This window comes from Limnospira sp. PMC 289.06 (genome assembly GCF_032350395.1).
GTDB classification, from domain to species: Bacteria; Cyanobacteriota; Cyanobacteriia; order Cyanobacteriales; family Microcoleaceae; genus Limnospira; species Limnospira platensis.
Window position 1 is genome coordinate 1 of record NZ_JARPLC010000101.1, and the last position, 17809, is coordinate 17809.

The following is a 17809-nucleotide window of genomic DNA, read 5'->3' on the forward strand; positions in this document are numbered from 1 at the left end:
CCAACTGAAACTAAGTACGAGAATTAAAAAAGCAACCAACCCAAACTAAGTACGAGAATTAAAAAACAGATGACCCAAACTAAGTACGATAATTAAAGCAACCAACTGAAACTAAGTACGAGAATTAGAACCGACGCAAATAACTGCACATAGTTGCACTTATTCCAAGTCAACATGAAAAAGCGATCGCTCTCCACCCGAAAAGCGATCGCACTAATTACTGTCTCCTAAAACGGGATATCTACAGATGAACCATGAGGCACAAATAATTTCACACCCTCCATATCGGGAACAGGTCTCGCACGCCATTCCCACGTTCTCCAGTCTGGGTTTGTAAACTCCCACTGGTTTCTGTCACCACAAGTGATAATTAAGGGAACTCGACCGTGAGTCATTATCGTGTTCATAGCTAGAATTAAACGTCGATATATTTCGGCTTGGGGAGTTTGCCTGGCCCCTGGAGACTGAACCAATGTATCTCTAGGTAAAACGATTAAAGATATCGGAACGTTCGTCTTCGCTGCTATAGTACGGGCTATGATTATAATATTGTCTGCGGAAATACAATCACCCCTGCCGGTTTGGTAGTCATGAATCTTCACATCAGCTAAAGCCGGTTCCAGAAAATTGAAATTCAACATCAGGGTAGATGCGATCGCCAAAGACTTAAAAACTTTATACATCTTAATTCATCCCCTGAACTTGAATCAACAGAGTAGATAGAGGTCTAGCATTTAACCCACTGTAGGATTTAAGCAACCTGGTAGTTTTGACAACTTCTTGAGTTGGGGAATAACCATCAGGACTGGGGGGACAAAATAACAGCACCGCGTTGGTTAATGACCCCTGCCTAAGTAAATCATTGGCGATAATGTGGATTGATTCTTCATTCCACTGATAACCAATCAGATAGACATTTAAAGTGGATGCGGAACTTTTTGGCGCTAAGTAGTTGGCGTAATCCCAAATGGCGGCGGGTACGGAACCTATGCCACAAGTCGCCATGTATTCCACCATCACTTCTTCTGGGGGAACGTTACCTCTAAACCTGGGCTGATGTTGCGCCGCCACTGGTGATTGTAATAAACAAATCATGCTAGATGCGATCGCACTCGCCGCCAGAAGATTTTGACTCATTCTCTCCCCCTCCGGTTATCTGAATGCTCAAAAATGGTCACACCTTGCCGGTTGAAAATTACTCTCCCGTTTGGTGGTGGCGGCGTGCTTATCCGTCCCCGTGTATTAATGCAGTAAATAGTTAATGACCCGGTAGGAAACTCCTGATATTGCCAGGTATTGAAATACTGATGAGGCTTCCCACGTACCAGTAAAGCAATCTCGGTGGCAGCCTTATCGTCTACATTGCACCCCAAATCCCGTAAGGTTCCCTGCATCCTGGTGACTTCCCGGCTAGTAACGTAAGGGTGTAAAGGCTGTGCCATCGCCGGCGCACATGAAAGGAACAGTGCCAACCCTATCAGTTGACTCCTTTTCGTAATCGTTGTCATAATAGATTTGCTCAAGTAAATGGTTTTAGGGGAAAGAAAACTCCCCTTTTTTTATGTCTATCCGTTGACTAGACTCTGTATGGGTTTGGATTTACAGGTTCACAACTGGCATTAAAGTTTTGCCAACCTATAAAGATATCTGAAGCCATAAAAGATATCTGAAGTTCACTGGCGACAAGCTCCCAGAAGTCATACCCCACAAGCCAAACCTTATCTTTAACCTTGGTTTGAAGTAAAAGATAATTAACTGCACCAGTCCATTTATATGAACCTTTTAAATCTGGATATTTATTAGAAACATCACAAACCTGATATTCCCTTTTTTGCTTTGGTGATGGATAGACGTGCCACAGGCTGTCATCATTGTAGGAAATCAAACCAGACCGAACTTTGGGGAATAATTGAAGTAGATGAGACATCATTTCAATCTCGTACCTTAGTCCCTTTTCACCATCAGAATTGTGAGTAAAATAAATGGGATGATTCTGAGCCTGATAATTGAGAACATTTGTTGCGCCACTCAACGGCTTCACTGTTGCATCAATGGGAGAAGGTTCATTAGATACCGTCTCTGTGAGACTCAAGGCTTGTATGATAATCATGCTTATATCTCCTCCTTAACTGAAAGTTTTATCAAGTACCCTTAATCAAGTATATTGTACCCGAAAACGAGTACATTTGTCAAGATTTTTTCCCCGAAAATAAGTGCAACTATGTGCAGTTATCTCAACCCATGACGACGGGAAATAAGTGCAACTATGTGCAGTTAAATGGAAAAGTGGCGGCGGGAAATAAGTGCAACCCCAGAACAGACAGTCTAAACACTCAGCGAAGCCTTCACAAAACTGCCACCACACTAGCCAACCACCTCCCAAAACGGCTGGGAAAAAACCGTGAAAAGGCGATCGCGTATGGTCGGAGTGCGACGTATCGCTACTGCATAGAGAATTTTTGACAACCATGGCGGCGATTGGAAAGGCGATTGGAAAGGCGATTGGAAAGGCGATCGCATCTTTTTTAACCAAACACCGGCGGCGGGTACATCAAAATAAGTGCAACTATGTGCAGTTATCTAAGGGAAAAAACCATGACAACAGAAAATAAGTGCAACTATGTGCAGTTATTTGAAAACATAGCGTGTGGATAGCACCTAAAGATTCCAGAGTTGTGGAAACTCAGGTTCGGATTCTGAAGTGCTGGAAACTCAGAATCCAAAGTTGTGGAACTTTAAAGTGCTGGAAACTCAAGGCACGATAAATAAGTCCAACTATGTGCAAGTTGTCAGTTACAAGAAAATATTTATGGTATCTCAAAGTAATTAAGCCTTCATGCCAAAACCCCCAAACTACGCAATCCAGCTATATTAACCAGTTTTTGGACTGGGGCAAAATTCCAACATTCTTCAAGGCTGCGCCTGAAAAATCCCTCCCTGTTATGAATGTCGGCTTGTTTAAGTAGGTATTTAACGGCATCTGATATCTCTTCAATGCTGAACCCTAGTAGCCATTCTTGCTGACCTGGAACGTAATCTAGCCCCGCCGCCTCACAAATTTCCAACCTTTTAGCCAACTCCATTTTAGACTGTTTGGCTTTCTCTGATTTCTTACTCTTAATAGGTTGTTGTTGTATGAACCCACCCCCGAATCCTCTAGGCTTTGAGGGCTTTTTTGTCAACTTCTGGTCTGACTCTGGAGATTTTTTTTGGTTTAAAAGTTTAAGAGGTCGAAGCGCTAATCTCAGGATATTCCAGCGAAATTCTCTGGCAACTACAATCAGTCCATGCTCTTTTAACTGATTAATAGAACGTCGGAGGGTTTCCCTGTGATATGGCTTGCCCCGGTGTTTCTCGATAAATTCGTCAAAGTCCCGTAAATCGTCCGCGTCCTCGTTATGGTTCTTCACTAACCACAAGTACAGGTTCTGACTCGCTGGGGTCAGCTTGGATTCATAAGCAAACCGTTGGAATTCTTCAATATCCATGCTATGATTCTCCTCAAAGTTTATTTATTTTCCCCTAGTGACTGCTAGGGGTATTTTTTTCTGTTTACAGTGTACCCGATTTCGAGTACGAAGTCAACAGAAGTTCACAGTAAAATAACTGCACAAGGTTGCACTTATTTCGGTGGGGATTTACCAATAATTAGTGTATCATCTGGCGACGATATTGGCGGCGATGTTCCCATGGTGGGGTTCCAGGTGGTGGATACAAACCACGTTCCCTGGCTATAGATTCTGCGACTTGGTATGATTGTGCATTTGGACACCTTTGGCTGTATTGTGTCCAGTTCCAGGCATGACCATCCATAATCATTTGCGTATTGAGATGAATCTCGCCGCCATCGGGGGTAGGTGTAAATAACTCAGCGACTGTGCGACCATAGCGATCGCTCTCAACCCTAATGACATACAAATCGCCGCCACCTAATGCAATCAATTCCCGTAAATGGTCACGGCTGGCAATACCCTCCGGCTGGTCTATTTCTGGTGCGTCAATACCACAGAATCTAATTCTCAACTCTTCATTACCACAGAAAACTCTAATGGTGTCACCGTCGTAAACACTGCCAGGCTTTAGAGAGCATAATTCCGAGTTAGCTGTTGGCAATCCCCGAAACTCATTGCGACTTACCCTACCGGCATCGGTAACGCTGTCATCTGGGCTATTTCTCATACTGTGCGCCCCTACAAGAATTAATCCCAGAATGAGAGGTAAGGACATTAATAATTTTCGCATCATTCGTAATTAATAACGATTTGAACACTAAGGACGTTTTCATCATCTTGATTCAGGAATCGTACCCGGTGAACGTTTCCCGACACTGGAGATATAACGCCCCTGACATTTTGGAGATTTTCGTTAATCCTAGACAGTTCAGTGGATAACTGATTTTTTTGAATCATCCAGGCAGCGTTCATCTCCTGCTGTTTAACAATGATGGAATGCTGTTTCTGTAAATTCTGTTGGCTAACTTGGAACTCTTCCTGCTTCCGGTTAATTTTGGCATTGTTCAGGTTGGCGATGGTTTGGGCTAGATGATACCTAGCTTCTGCAATCTCATCCTGATAATTGAGATAAGAGTTAAAGGCATGGGGTTCATAGATTCGGGAATCATTCATGTTGAAAAAATTTAATTCTGGCGGCGGGTTCTGCTCCAGTCGGGTTAATCTTGCCTTGGCAATAGTAACGGCGGTTTCTTCCTTACTAAAATCAGCCGGTGGCAGTTCGATGGGAACAAACTGCAATGGCGACGGTTCAGAAGCGATCGCACTTTCCAAAAAGGTTTTCCTCTCCTGTAGTTCTCGCAACCTGGCTGAATCAGAACAGACTGTATCTCCAGTTTGAATTGAAAGCCCTTCCGATACAGAAATATCATCCAGGGATTTCACCTTACAGGTGATTTGATGCCTTTTGGCTTGTTCTCTCTGAATAATGATGGGTGAGTCAGATTGTGCTTGAGTTTCCTCTCGGTCAATAATCATCACCCCGGTGATAATGACCAGTAAAGTGAAGAAAATGGACTTCAATCTATTCATAAGCAATTACCTTGATATCACCAGTCATATCAATTCCGTTGACTTGACCGAGTAAAGAATAATTCAAGTCTATCTTTTCCCCTTCAATGTCAACCTTTCCCACTACAAAAGTTAATGGCGGTGATGAGACAACCTTTAATGGTTCATCAATGAGGGATAACTCAACTTGATGCCTTCTCCATCGATTTCCTTTCCGGGAAACTCGAATAGTTTGGATTTCAATATCTGAAGTTGAGACGGTGGATTGATTTTCAATGTCAAACAAAACTAAGTTTGTGGGCGAGGAATCAATAACCAAAAATTCCTGCCCATTGACAACTTCCTTGGATTCCTTCATCCTCCCCGACAATGAAACGAAAACTTGCCTTTCTGATGCCACGGAATTTACATGACTGATAGTTTCCCCCGTCATTCCTATAAACTGAGAAACTACCGGGCGTAATCCGCCGCCAGTTGCAACCTGCCAATTTAAAACACACAAGGCAACAGCTCCGGCAAGCACCCAATATTCCCCAGTTCCACCGGTGGTAAGTCGGCGGCGTGGATTTGAACCAAACACACACCACACAGGCATTGGCCAGAACAGTTGAACCCCCTGCTTGGTGAAAGTGTCGGAAAATATAGCCACTAAATGCCCTAACGCCAAAGCTATCCAAGGCTTGAAACTGACTAAACCCCAATAAATTAGCGGGTAGGACGCTATAGCCACAAACGCCGTGGCTAATAGTGAGTGAGTAATCGTCCGATGGGGATATCTCTTCTCCAGAAATTCGCTGATGGGAAAGAAGATGCCCCCAATAGTGCTTTGAGTCGTATCAATGTCTGGAAGCTGTGAGCCGATGATTGCCAAACCCATCGTTAATGGGTCATTCGTTCCCAAACCTAATCCGACTACACCGGCGGCGATCGCCGCATGGGTTAAACTCATCATCTGTCCCACCTCCAATAACTGCACAAGGTTGCACTTATTATTTGGCTAGGTAAATAACTGCACAAGGTTGCACTTATTATTTGTCCCACCAAATAACTGCACAAGGTTGCACTTATCATTCCCCGTACCTTTTTCTAGCGCCCCGAACCCTTCCGAGATATTTAAGGGACATTCCTGTCATCATAGCGATACCGCCGATGATATAAAGGCTTCGGTTTCCTGTTCCCATACCGATAAAACGGACAATTGCCAGCATAGCCAGCCCCGCCATAACTATCGGGCTAATGTCCAGATATTGGGAATGCTCTACCTTGTCGGGATTCATTCCCAGGCGTTCCCGTCGGATAACCTTGCGGGCGATCGCCGGATTACGGCCGGCTAATGTTTGCAGTTGAGCTAGTCGATTCTCGGTTAGGTTTAAACCAAACGCCACAGCTTCCGCCCTCAAAATTTCCCTGATAGCGCGGTCGTCTGGAGGGTCGATTTCAATCTCTGCCATATCTAGGAAAATATCGCGCCGGGGATTATTAACGGCAAAACAGCACACCTTCACCCCCGCCGCCATCAAGTCTTCTAACCAGTAACGGATACCGGTTGTCAGTCGTTTCGCCTCCGGGAAAATTAACACCGTATCCGGCTGGATATTATCGGCGATTTCCTCCTTGAGAGCATCCATTGACATGGGCTTTTCCCCAACCGCGTCCCCGTTCTTGTCTAACTTAGGCTCGGTCGTGGGAATATCCAACTGTTCAGCTATGGCTTGGAAAAACTTTTTTCCCGAACCTTTGTAGATGGCGATCGCACAATCAAAACGCCCCTGACATTCCTCGTGAACTGCCAGGGGTAAATCATCGGCTACCCCAACTTCCGCTAGGACAATCACACTCCCAGTGGCGATCGCCTCCATCACCTGATCTAGATTCTTCCTTGCATGAACTGCTCCAACACCGCCCCCGCTGTCTTGGCAGCGGATACCGATTTTGGGAGAGTCGCCGCCCTAGTCGCTTCTATCTGTTCAATCAAATCAGGGTCTAAGTCCTCGACACTTAACCGGGATGCGATCGCATATTTAGCAATCTCAATCCCCGCCCGATGCTCCTTAGCACTCCGTAGAATCCCTTGGAATTGCTGCTCTGGGTTGCCTTCATTGATATTCGGTTGGGAAAACTCTTCTTGTGATTGACTGTCTAGCTCTCCCTCGCTTCGGACCTCAATGGCCCCAAATCCTTCCATTGTTCCAGTGTTGTTAATATGCTCTCCCAACTCGCTTAGGAGTTGTAAGGAATCGACGGTTAAAAAGCTGTTACGTCCTTCCTTGATTGGAGTGATTCCTAGAAATTTCATCCGGTCATAAAATGCACTTCTGGCTAATCCCAGAGTTTTTTGTGCTTCACTAACGGAAATTTTTTCGTCAGTCGTTTCCATAATATGCTTAGTCCATAGAAAAAATTTTTTTCATTCTACCGGACGTTTCCGGTGAGCGTTTATTAAGAAAATCTTAAAGGGTGAGCCAATATACTTATTCTCGATACAAGGGAAATTGGAGCGTGGCGGTTTATTTGTAATCTCCAAAAAAAAGCCCCACCGATGTGGGGACAAAAATCAATTATTTGATGCTTACTTAGATTAATAAGTAGAAGTTACTACAACCAATCAAGGTTTCGTCTGGCGATTTCTTTTTTGACGATAATGAGCAGCCGTTGTAGCTCAGAATTTTCTACAAATGTGGAACTGATTTCAATCTCATGGACGGCTTGTTTAACAGACTTCTTGCGTACTTCTTCTTTGCTGGGTAAGAACTCTTCTGGCGGCGCGTCAGGGTTGGGGGGAATAGAGGGTAGTTCCGCCCCATTTTCTCCCCTGGGCTTAACGTGACCCAACAAACGCTTTCTGGTTTCGGTAAATTCATCCTCCGTATTCTGGTAAAAATCCTCATCATCCTCAACTTCCTCGTCTGTGTTGTCTGGTTCTGGGAGATTATCATCACTCTCATTCACAGGAAAGTAAGTATCTACCAAATGGTCTAAAGGTTGGTTCATTGTCTTCCTGAGATAGCGTATCTGTTGCGCCGCCAAATTGTCTTGAGAGGACTGCAACATCTCAATACGTTCCTCCGGGTAGTACATATAGGATGTAGTTTCCTCGATGTCAACTTCGTGGCGGCTGAATGATGCTAGGGAACGGTGCATCCCCCGCGTGTTTTTATCGAGAAATAGAATCACCCAATCCACCCAGTCCGGTTCTAGGATGTTTTCCAAACCCCAAATATTGGGTTCTAGTTTGGCGTTTTCATCCCGGATAAGGATACCAACACCATATCCCGCCACCCAGACATCACCGGCGTTGTGGGGCTCAACTGTTTGTCGCTTAACGTTCGTTTTCTGAATATCTCTGATAAATGGTGAAGTGCTGTCGATAATCTCAGGCAACTGCCACCGGGCTTTATCCCAATCAACGGTCAGATTAAAGTTATTTAGAGAGATATAACGGATTGTCCCCGTGTAAACATCACCGGCACTATTTTTAAACTCTATACGGGTTAACTGCCTATACTGCTCGTTCTGGTCAATTCCTGCCGATTTCAAGATTTCCTCAAACTCAATTTCCTTAATAAGTCGGGCAATTGTGGTACGACTAAACCCAAATACAGCCCCAATAACGCTATTGTTGAGACTGCTCCACGTCTTCTTATTTCCGCTCATATTCTGAGCCATATCGATAAATTCTCTGACTGCCTCTGAGGAGAGTTTATTCATCACTGAAATAAACCGCTTGCACGCCCGCTTACATTCCTGTGAGCGCATCTTGAATATCTGACGCTCCTTGCTTCTGAGGTTGGAAGTATTAGCCCGGTAAATGGCTTCCTCGATACTACAATTTTCCTCGGTAAAGACAACACATGGGAAAGTTTTGCGATCGCTCTCCTTAAGTGCCCTTTTCCTGTGATACCCGCTGAGTAACCAATAACCGCACTGGTCATCAATGCAGCCTTGCCAAACCTCCAACGCCGGGGGGTCGCTATACTCTAACCATTCGGTGTATTGTGCCACCACGTCTTCATCAATCCCGTCTTGGTAGATGACAGTACCTCTCGGCTGAAATATATGGTTCTCCAAAATCTCATTCAGGGGTAGCTCTTTTGTTGCCGGGGTGGCAGTTAATTGGCTAAGAATTGGGGGCGCTGGTGGTGCTTCTGGGTCTCTGACTAAGTATTTGTGGTTTTTATCGGTCACTATCTCGCAGTGAAGCTGCTGTTTAACTATCGAGATGAAATCGGAATAACTGATGTTGTAGGTCTTTTCGCAATGTGTTGCAAACTTGGACATTGAAACTCGTCCATTTGTGGACATTTTATCGAAGTCGGCTTGTATGTAGTTTATGTCATATGTCATGTTGTTGGCCTTAACTTTGCAGGTGTACTATTTATGGTAAAATATTGTACTCGAAAACGGGTACAATATGCAACTAAGAACAGCGTTGGCAATAGTGTTGAAAGAAAGTTATATTTCTCAGTCTGATTTTGCTCACTTGACAGGTGTTAATCGTCAAAAGATTAACGATTTTTTAACAGGAAGGCTTGATTGTCGGGCTTCAACTGTCGAGAAGTTTATTCAGGCTCTTACACCAGAGCAACGGTTGCGATTATTCCAATTAATTGGAATGAAGGAAGAAGAATAAGTAAGTGGAAAAAATCGTGATTTTTTCCACTTATTAACTGCCGTCCCACCCCCTCCTTACTAGAATCATTTGGTTTGAGGTGGGTGCTGTGGGGGTGGGTGGCGGGCGAGTGGTCGGAGTGTAGCGAGCTTGCGAGCGAAACGGAGACCCTCAATCTCTGATGTTTCCCACAAGTTAATTCCCTTCTTGCTATGCTTCCCACAAGTCAACTGCCGCAGGCGCGAAAAATCAGTAACTTGCCGGGTGCGCTGTTCACTACCTCTAAAAAACTGAAACCTTTGGGGATGCGATCGCATTACCTCTGAACCTCCCGAAATTTTTTAACCCAAACACCCAGCGGAGCCTTTACAACCCAAACACCCAGCGGAGCCTTTACCTACGCAACCCAAAGAGACTCGCCGCCAAATACCCGGAATAAATGGCGGCGGGTTTGACTTTACTCTTCTATTCCATAGGCAGCACTTGTTAAATAATCATCATCAGCAGCAGGTTTGACAGCTTCTGCCCTGAGTAACTCAATAAACCTCACCCATTCCGCCTCATTAAGCTGTGAGCGTCCTGCCTTCCTGAAGTGTTTTTTCAGAAAATTGCGTGCTGTTTCTATATCCCATTCGAGATAGTTGATTAGGCGATCGCTCTCCTTAATCCAGTTGGTAACTTGGTCATTCCCAGAGGGGTTTATCGTGGGTTTATTGCCGTTTGGTGATTCTGGCGGTTTGGCGGCGGGTTTGGTTGCTGGCGGTTTGGCGGGTTGGTTTTTGAGTCGCGAAAATGGTGGCTTATTGGTATCGTGGTCTAGGTCTTCTTCTGAGGAAAGATTGAGGAGAGAGGTTAAGTTATAACGCCGCGCATATGTGATAGCTGCGCCAATGTCCTGGGCTTTGGCTTCTAAGCCTGAATGATAAACGTGCCGCGTGTTTTTCTCTCCATTTTCGGTGTAGACAGTTTCAAGGAGCGATACTTTGGTTTCTAAGCCCCCAATAATAAACTCGCTTGAAATTTTCTCCCCGGTTTCGGTGTCAATAATTTCTGTGAGCAATACTTGGATAGGGTTTTCCTCTCCTCGGATTGTTACTTGGGAGACAACTATCAATCCTTGTTCTGCCAAGGCAGGGACTACCCCCGCATTAATATCGTCAATAGTTGAATATTGATAATTGCGGTGTTTGTTTTTCCCGTTTTTTTGAATGCCGGTGATAGCTTGTCGGGCTTTCAGTAGTTTTGCGTAGATATTCATGGTTCTAACCTCAATAAAATAGTCGTGGCGGCGGCGATCCTTTTAGGCGATCGCCTTTCCTTCTTTGTTACCAGTAAGCCGGAACTTGGGAATAATCACTCTCGGAGAGCCAATCATCATTAGCGAGCCAGTTATCATCAACCGGGGAGATGTCAATGTCGTGGCTTAGGCTTTCTAGGAACTCTATATCACCCAATTCTAAAACTTTGTAGATGTGTTTGCACCTCGGCGCGTGCTTGCCCATCTCAAGCGAGAGGCAATCGTTCGCCTCCTGCTGTTTTTCAAAATCTTGACAGGTACAACTGAGCTGACGGTTAGAAAGGGTTACTAAATAAACGCCGTCCGTCTTGGGATTGATTACAGCAAATTTAGTCCCCTCTCCCGTTGGGTTGGGGTGCAATTCTAGCTCTGCCGTGTTTCCTTGCCGAAACGATTGGAAATCCTGGTGAAAAGCCTTCTTACTAACAAACCTGGGGCGTAAGCGGTTCCCTTTTTTGAATACTACAAAAATTACCTTCCACCAGATTTCTACCCGTTCAATTTTTCGGGGTGATACCCCGGTAATCCTTGCGGCGGCGGCTTTTGTGTACAAAAGGCTTGTCAAAGATTGCTTACTCGTGTTAATATTCATAAATGGAGTCCTTTGTTATTGGTCTTAACTTCGAGGCTCTACAGAGGGAGGGAGCCGTTAGAGCGGCTCTTTTCCCTACCCCTGTATTAATATTGTACATAATAGCGTGTTAATATGCAATCATTTGCAGAAAATGTAACACAACTTTACACAGGGGGAAACAATGAGAACTAAAACCCATCGGAAGCCTGGCAATCCGAACTTTTCCACAGATAAAAATCCGGCGATTCTTAGGCAGGAGGGAGAAAACCCCGCTAAGGCTCTATTTGCCATCCGCGTGACTGAGGAAGTAAGGGACAAGCTGGCAGTTATTCCTAATTCGGAATTAAGGAAGTTATTAACGGACTTCGCGAATAATTACCCAAAATAACTGCACAATCGGTTTTTTTGGAGATTCGCCGCCCCAATACCGGGGCGGTTGACGAGTAGGGGCGGGTGCGCGGTTAGCCATTGGAAACACCAGCCAACTATATACACCCGCCCCCGGCAACTATTGGGGAGAGCGATCGCATTATGCGATCGCCTTTGTTGATTACCAGTTGGGGTTATAAACCAAAACAGTCGCCCCTATGTCGTAAACGGTTACGTCAAGTTCCTCCAGGGCTTCCTTGGCTTTCTCTTCGTCTATTTCGCCTTCTTCGAGAAGTTCCTCGGCGTTGTCTCGCAGGTCGTCTTCACTGCAATTGTCTACCAAGGCGGCGGCCCATGTCTCGTACTCAGTCCAACATTCTGCAATCACAGCATAATCAAAGTTAAAGGGTTCATCGTTGGTGTCGTAAAACTCAAAGATTTGGTCGATCGCTTCATACGAGAAGGCTTTGTAACTAAAGAAGTGGCGCATAACTTCTTCAAATTTGCCGCGATTCAGTTCTAAATAAATCATGATTTTGGTCTTAACTTCGAGGTGGATAATTTTGTTGAGAGGGGAGAGCGATCGCATTATGCGGAACGCGATCGCATTACAGTTATTAGATTCCGTGAATCATTTGGTGACAGTTGGCTTCGTCTGACTCGCGGATTGATTTAAATTCCTCGTAAAGAATCTCATCAATAACGCTGTCGTCTTCTTCCTCGTCTTCCTCGTCTACGTCGTCTATATCCCAGGGTTCCGAATAAGAGAGGGGGAAACATTCATCGATGAGATTTTTGGCATCCTTCAAATACTCGATAACAATCTCTTGATGATTTAACCCAACAAACAAGGTGTCATTGAGATCAACCCATGCTTCTGGATTAACGCAAGGGACACAACAGCCCCAAAGCTGCCGTTTACTTTTGACTTCCCCGGAAACGGAGACCTTAGCACTCCATCGCTGCATTCCTTCCAAGTAATCAAGTCCGCGTTCTTCGTAATAACCCTGATACCAACCCAGGTTGTCAATTTTAAGGTCAATATTCAACCCTTCAAGCCTTCCGATTAAGATGATTGGGCGGTTCCTGTAGAAACATTCAAGAACACAATGATTGTCTTCATTAACAACGATGGTCAACCCGTAGAAATCACTCCAGGCACGGCTGGAATAATGGGGAACGATAAAATTAAAGGAAATGTCCATGTCAGTTATTGGTCTTAACTTACATTTCCTATAATAGCGTATTAACACGCTACTGTACCAACTTGTAACATATCTTTACAAAGTAGGAAAAATAAAAACCCCCCTAGGCGGGGGGCGGCAATTATTTAAAACAGCAGCGAGAGCTGGAAGCCAGACGGCCGCCAAACAAACCAGCCATCACTGATGTAACTGTTCTCATTTTCCCAACCGGGCGGCAATTTACCATTGGAACCCAAGTAGATAACAGTATTGAGCCCGCTACCGATCGCATAGGCTGCACTAGCCCAAGACCCGCTACCTTTTCCACAGAAACAGCGACCGGAGGAGGAGGAGGGAACCAACCCCGACGGGCAAGAACGAGCCGGGAACACCGCCAAGACAGCGCTGCCATATTTCTGGCGGTTAAAACTCAACAGCTCATCAATCATTGCAATCGACCGGTGGGCAGTGTTTCCATAATTTGAAACCCGGAAAACCCGCGCATAAGGTACAGCCGACCTGACTATTGCATCAACACCGCGACAATCTCCGGTAAAAACTGCGCTCTGATTGGGGAGAAAACGCCCCACAGTCAGAACGGCTTCGGCTATGTCTTCATTTGGCGAACGAGCGCCACTGAAACCGACAGCGATCGCACTTGAGAAAATAATAGAGTCGAACATGGTTATTGGTCTTAATTCGATACTATTATAGTAGCATATTAACACCCTATTGGCAAGCTCTCAGAGCCAAAAACTTTTTTTAAAAAACCCTTGACAAGTAGCGTATTAACACGCTATTATATAAATATACGAAAGGGAAACCAGAAAGCGACCGCGACCAGGAACGGCGAGAGGAGGAACCGAAAGGAAACCCGCCAACCGAGAGCGAGACGAGACCCGGACAACCCCATAAGACGCGAAGGCCACGACACCCACTCCACAGAAACTCCGGGGAACCCGGCAAGCGGGGGCAACCGCACGAACGGCGCAGGGGGAACGGCAACGGCCGAGCCGCACCGAAGGGAAACAGACAGCTAGGGGAAGCGAGACCAGAGGCAGAGACCAGCAGCCAAGTGAACCGCGAAACGCCAGAAGGAGACCCGCCCCAAACCAACCCCCGACCGAGAAACCGCGCGGCCGGAAGGGGGAAGGGAAAAAGGGATAATGCGATCGCATTTTTTCCCAAATTATCTGCCATTAAGCTGTATCCCTTACTGATTCAGCATATTTGGGTTAATCACACAAGTCATTACCGGCTCATCAATGCCTTTAAGTTCGAGAAATTCGCGCTTAATAATCTCCTCATCGGGGACATACTGAGCCACCATAGCGGATACCATAATGCTGTTGGGGGCAGTAGCCTCCTGAAGACGGGCAGCAATATTAACCGAAGGACCGATCGCCGTAAAATCCGATCGCTCTTGGGAACCAAACAACCCCACCACAGCCATACCCTGGTGAATCCCACAGCGGAACCGCACCGGAGGAACCTCATTACGGCCCACCAAACCTCGTTCCTGCCAACCCTGGTTAAGTTTTTCGAGAGCCACCAACATTTGTCTAGCCGTAGCGATCGCGCGTCGGACTTGTTCAGAGGGGCTCATCTCCTCCGGGGCTCCATACAAAGCCATAATCGCATCTCCTACAAACTTGTCAACAGTCCCCTGATTCTCAAAAACCGCCCGAGTCATTTCTCCCAAATACTCATTAAGCAATTCCGCCACCCCCTGAGACTGTAGAGCATTAGACATCCGAGTAAAACCGACAATATCACTAAATAAAATGGTAATCAGCCTCGGTTCCGGGCGCAAATCCAGAGTCAAGTCCCCCGCCGCCGCCTTTTTGACCATAGACTCCGGCAAAAACCGTCGCAATACTGATTCAGTCAGATACTTATTCAAATGGGCTACCCGTCGTTCCTCTGCCTTGAGGGCCTGTAAATTCCTGACCTCAGCTATCAACTCCCGGTCATTAAAAGGCTTAGAAACATAGGCATCAGCGCCGCGCTCAACCCCTTCGATGCGGGTATCCTCATCAGCCTTAGCAGTCAACAAAATAATTGGAGTTCCCCTAAGTTCAGGTGAGGAGCGAATCATGCGAATCAACTCCAACCCAGACACCTGGGGCATCATCAAATCAGTAACAATCACATCAGGATGATAAGTCTGAGCCTTGTTAAAACCATCAGCGCCATTCTTAGCCAAAACCGCATTAAATCCGGCATTTTGCAACATCATCGACACATAGCGGCGCAAATCGGGGTTATCATCCACCACCAGGACAGTATTAGACCCCAACTGTCCGTGGTCCGTGAGGGAAGCCGAACCGTCAGCAACCAAAACCTCCGGCAGATTTATGTCGTCAATTTGTACATCTGGTAAATCGACCTCCACATCAGCCAATTCTACGGCTGCTCGACGTGCATCAAACTCAGCGGGAACATCAAGGAGAGGCGAGGGTGGTAGATGAAGATTCCCCATTTGTAGCCAGACGGTAAATGTAGTTCCCTGACCATACTCAGACTCTACAGTAATGCGACCATGATGGAGTTCGACCAACTCTTTAACCAGAGCCAATCCCAAGCCACTCCCCTCAAAGGAGCGATTGGCTGAACCTTCAGCTTGTCGGAAGCGTTCAAATAAATGGGGGAGTTGTTCTTGTTTAATACCAATCCCGGTATCTTTGACCATAAGACGGCAATAATTCCCTTCGGGCTGGAGACTAACGGTAATAGTGCCATCGGTGGGGGTAAACTTCATGGCATTAGAGAGCAAATTGTAAAGGACTTTATCAAACCTTTCCAGATCAAGATAAAGTTGGGGGCAACTCTGTAAATTGGTAACTAGATTAATTTGTTTGCGATCGCAATAAGACTTAAATGATTCCACCGTTTGCTGACAAAACTCCACCAGGTCACAGGGGCGAAAACTGGGCTGCATTCGTCCCGCATCAAACCGTTGCAAATCCAATAATTGATTAACCAAGCGCAATAGTCGCCTGGAGTTACGCAGAGCAATTTTCGCTTGGTCTAATGACAGATCCTGCTGTTGATTAACCACCGTTTCCAAAGGACCTATCATCAAAGTCAAAGGGGTGCGAAACTCGTGGGAGACATTTTGAAAAAACTCAGTTTTGAGGCGGTCGGCTTCTAATAGGCGTTCTGCTTGCTGGCGTGTTTTTTGGTATAGACGAGCCTGCTGTACCGCCAAAGCGGCTTGGGCTGCCACCAACAGGACCATATCAATTTCGGAGGGTTGCCAATGGCGAACTTGGTGATTTTGGCGTAGGGATATGCTGCCAATAATATCACCATCGAGCAATAGTGGCACAACCAATAGAGCCTTAGAAGGCGATCGCAAAGGCAACATCACCATCGAGTCTGGTCGCTGTTCGATATCAGCGATCGCCACCGGAGCGCGAGTTCTAATCAATTCCTGAAGCACCGGGTTGCCACTAATAGGAGCCGCCGACTGAGGCAAATCATCGGACTGATCGGACTCAATGGATTGATTAGTTTCTACCCCCAATAGGGGCAAATTCGTCGTCGTGCTGGTATCAGGTTCAGACAAAGCCGCCGGTCTAGTCTCTACTACTGTTTCTTTAATCGCCGCATTATAAAGGCCTACACACTGCATATATTCATCTCCCGGACTCCAGAGAGACAAAGCACAGCCATCAACCTCCAAAGCCTCCCCCAATTGCTCAGTGATAGCCGCAAAAATTTTCTGAGGGTCAAGACTAGACCGAATAGCATTGGTAATCGTATTAACCAGCGCTTCCCTACGAGCCAATTCTCGCACCTGCTCGTATGCGCGCACCTGAGACAATGCCAAAGCCGCCTGATCTGCTACACCCGCAGCTAACTGCACTTCATGTTCATGCCAATTACGGGGCGATCCCGTGTGGTGCAGCGCCAAAACCGCCAACAATTCCTGACGGTAATACAGAGGCACTATCAAACTGGAGCGAATATCTGCACGTTGGTAAACGTCTCGTCGCTGCTGCCATTCTGGTCCATCGTGGTCAGAAATATCATTTCCCAAACCTTCCGAAAGAATCATTACTTCCGTAGTTTCCCTACTGATGGAGGCGAGGGCGGGTGGAGGCCTTGCGGAACCGGCACGAGCCGATTGCACGAGGCGCGCAGGATATGCCCTGACTGAAGTACGATAACTTTTGCCCGCGCTATCCCAATAAAAAAAACGGAGGCGGGCGCTCCTCACGACTAACTTTCACTGAACACTAGTCACTTATGCGCCGGCCGGAGTACCGCTTAAAAGCGCAGCGTTCTTCATTACCCACTCTCCTTTTCACAGACCCCCCGCCACCTGAAAAGCGATCGCCTAAATAACTGCACAAGGTTTCACTTAATGACGACTAACTTGCCGTTCACTAGCGCGAACGAGCCAAACCCCACGATAACTTTTTGGTTAATACATGATTACCTTGAGGCGAGTGAGCTGCGGCTGGGGGAAAATAAAACACTGCGCAGCACCGAGTAGTTTTTGGAGCCCGCGCCCACGATAACCCCTGCTTAGAACCAGTAGCTTTTGACATGGCGCGCGGCGATAATGTGAAAACGAGTAACTGAAACTAAGCAGCAATAAACTGATGTACCGATGTATTTCGCGGAGCGCATAACCCAAACTAAGTACGACAATTAAAACAGCTAACTGACACTAAGCACGATAATCCAAAAAACAGCCAACTGAAACTAAGTACGAGAATTAAAAAAGCAACCAACCCAAACTAC

General features: G+C 46.1%; 20 protein-coding genes. 4 read left to right on the forward strand and 16 right to left on the reverse strand.

Going from position 1 to position 17809, the window contains the following annotated elements; translation table 11 throughout:
* Positions 1–227: 227 nt before the first annotated feature.
* The 3 genes from P5674_RS17795 to P5674_RS17805 form a co-directional block, all read right to left on the reverse strand.
* Complete coding sequence (locus tag P5674_RS17795) at positions 228–683, reverse strand: hypothetical protein (protein WP_315670141.1); 456 nt, start codon at positions 681–683, stop codon at positions 228–230.
* Position 684: 1 nt separating this feature from the next.
* Positions 685–1137, reverse strand: a complete 453-nt coding sequence (locus P5674_RS17800) for a hypothetical protein (protein ID WP_315670142.1) — start codon at positions 1135–1137, stop codon at positions 685–687.
* Between the two features lie 439 nt (positions 1138–1576).
* Positions 1577–2110: a hypothetical protein gene (locus P5674_RS17805; RefSeq protein WP_315670143.1), complete on the reverse strand. Its 534-nt coding sequence runs from the start codon at positions 2108–2110 to the stop codon at positions 1577–1579.
* A gap of 113 nt (positions 2111–2223) precedes the next feature.
* Between P5674_RS17805 and P5674_RS17810 the strand changes: the two genes are divergently transcribed.
* Positions 2224–2463, forward strand: coding sequence for a hypothetical protein (locus P5674_RS17810; RefSeq protein WP_315670144.1), 240 nt, complete (start codon positions 2224–2226; stop codon positions 2461–2463).
* Positions 2464–2468: 5 nt separating this feature from the next.
* Positions 2469–2612 (forward strand): hypothetical protein, encoded by a 144-nt coding sequence (locus P5674_RS17815; protein ID WP_315670145.1) that lies wholly within the window; start codon positions 2469–2471, stop codon positions 2610–2612.
* 222 nt (positions 2613–2834) lie between these two features.
* Here P5674_RS17815 and P5674_RS17820 read toward each other — a convergent pair whose 3' ends face one another.
* From P5674_RS17820 to P5674_RS17850, 7 genes are all read right to left on the reverse strand, one after another.
* Entirely contained in the window at positions 2835–3488 is a 654-nt protein-coding gene (locus P5674_RS17820) for a hypothetical protein (protein WP_315670146.1), read from the reverse strand.
* 160 nt (positions 3489–3648) lie between these two features.
* The gene (locus P5674_RS17825; RefSeq protein ID WP_315670147.1) at positions 3649–4245 is read right to left on the reverse strand and encodes a thermonuclease family protein; all 597 of its coding nucleotides are present in this window, start codon (positions 4243–4245) and stop codon (positions 3649–3651) included.
* Entirely contained in the window at positions 4242–5042 is an 801-nt protein-coding gene (locus P5674_RS17830) for a hypothetical protein (RefSeq protein WP_315670148.1), read from the reverse strand. The genes P5674_RS17825 and P5674_RS17830 overlap by 4 nt, the downstream gene beginning before the upstream one ends.
* Positions 5035–5973, reverse strand: coding sequence for a metal-dependent hydrolase (locus P5674_RS17835; RefSeq protein ID WP_315670149.1), 939 nt, complete (start codon positions 5971–5973; stop codon positions 5035–5037). Before P5674_RS17835 ends, P5674_RS17830 begins: the two co-directional genes overlap by 8 nt.
* 115 nt (positions 5974–6088) lie before the next feature.
* On the reverse strand, positions 6089–6883 hold the full coding sequence (locus P5674_RS17840) for a hypothetical protein (protein WP_315670150.1): 795 nt from the start codon (positions 6881–6883) through the stop codon (positions 6089–6091).
* 5 nt (positions 6884–6888) lie between these two features.
* Positions 6889–7398: a hypothetical protein gene (locus P5674_RS17845; RefSeq protein ID WP_315670151.1), complete on the reverse strand. Its 510-nt coding sequence runs from the start codon at positions 7396–7398 to the stop codon at positions 6889–6891.
* A 218-nt stretch (positions 7399–7616) separates the two neighbouring features.
* The gene (locus P5674_RS17850; protein ID WP_315670152.1) at positions 7617–9299 is read right to left on the reverse strand and encodes a hypothetical protein; all 1683 of its coding nucleotides are present in this window, start codon (positions 9297–9299) and stop codon (positions 7617–7619) included.
* Positions 9300–9432: 133 nt separating this feature from the next.
* Here P5674_RS17850 and P5674_RS17855 point away from each other — a divergent pair, with 133 nt between their 5' ends.
* Positions 9433–9651, forward strand: a complete 219-nt coding sequence (locus P5674_RS17855; protein ID WP_315670153.1) for a helix-turn-helix transcriptional regulator — start codon at positions 9433–9435, stop codon at positions 9649–9651.
* A 436-nt stretch (positions 9652–10087) separates the two neighbouring features.
* Here P5674_RS17855 and P5674_RS17860 read toward each other — a convergent pair whose 3' ends face one another.
* Together P5674_RS17860 and P5674_RS17865 are read right to left on the reverse strand one after the other, a co-directional pair.
* Positions 10088–10888 carry an ERF family protein gene (locus P5674_RS17860; protein WP_315670154.1) on the reverse strand — a complete coding sequence of 267 codons (801 nt, stop codon included), beginning with the start codon at positions 10886–10888 and terminating at the stop codon, positions 10088–10090.
* Positions 10889–10955: 67 nt separating this feature from the next.
* Positions 10956–11519 (reverse strand): SWIM zinc finger family protein, encoded by a 564-nt coding sequence (locus P5674_RS17865; protein WP_315670155.1) that lies wholly within the window; start codon positions 11517–11519, stop codon positions 10956–10958.
* 163 nt (positions 11520–11682) lie between these two features.
* Here P5674_RS17865 and P5674_RS17870 point away from each other — a divergent pair, with 163 nt between their 5' ends.
* Positions 11683–11889: a hypothetical protein gene (locus P5674_RS17870; protein WP_315670156.1), complete on the forward strand. Its 207-nt coding sequence runs from the start codon at positions 11683–11685 to the stop codon at positions 11887–11889.
* A 162-nt stretch (positions 11890–12051) separates the two neighbouring features.
* Here the strand turns inward: P5674_RS17870 and P5674_RS17875 are convergent, their stop codons facing one another.
* From P5674_RS17875 to P5674_RS17890, 4 genes are all read right to left on the reverse strand, one after another.
* The gene (locus tag P5674_RS17875) at positions 12052–12402 is read right to left on the reverse strand and encodes a hypothetical protein (RefSeq protein ID WP_315670157.1); all 351 of its coding nucleotides are present in this window, start codon (positions 12400–12402) and stop codon (positions 12052–12054) included.
* An 85-nt stretch (positions 12403–12487) separates the two neighbouring features.
* Entirely contained in the window at positions 12488–13075 is a 588-nt protein-coding gene (locus P5674_RS17880) for a hypothetical protein (RefSeq protein WP_315670158.1), read from the reverse strand.
* A 125-nt stretch (positions 13076–13200) separates the two neighbouring features.
* Positions 13201–13737 carry a hypothetical protein gene (locus P5674_RS17885; RefSeq protein WP_315670159.1) on the reverse strand — a complete coding sequence of 179 codons (537 nt, stop codon included), beginning with the start codon at positions 13735–13737 and terminating at the stop codon, positions 13201–13203.
* A 530-nt stretch (positions 13738–14267) separates the two neighbouring features.
* A complete protein-coding gene (locus P5674_RS17890; protein ID WP_315670160.1) occupies positions 14268–17192 on the reverse strand; it encodes an ATP-binding protein in 2925 nt (974 codons plus the stop codon).
* Positions 17193–17809: the final 617 nt, after the last annotated feature.